This is a genomic window from Methylobacterium sp. D48H (assembly GCF_053345715.1).
In genome coordinates, this window is sequence record NZ_JBKFAP010000240.1 from 1 (window position 1) to 255 (window position 255).

General features: G+C 73.3%; 1 protein-coding gene. It reads left to right on the forward strand.

The window, feature by feature from the left end:
- A partial coding sequence (locus ACLBX8_RS32305) for an IS3 family transposase (RefSeq protein WP_447716486.1) occupies positions 1 to 255 on the forward strand: 255 nt, incomplete at both ends.

The window sequence follows — 255 nt, forward strand, 5'->3', positions numbered from 1 at the left end:
CGCGGTGAAGGCGGTTGCCGACACGCTCGGCGTGGCCCGCTCCCACTTGGCCGAGCGCCTGAGCCGCCCCGCCCAGCCGCGCGGTCCCTACCGCAAGCCCGAGGATGCGCAGCTGCTGCCGACGATCCGCGCGATCGTCGATGCCCGCCCGAGCTACGGCTATCGCCGCGTCACCGCACTGGTGAACCGGGCACTGCACTCGCGCGGCGAGGCGAGCGTCAATGCCAAGCGGGTGCTGCGCATCCTGCGGGCGAA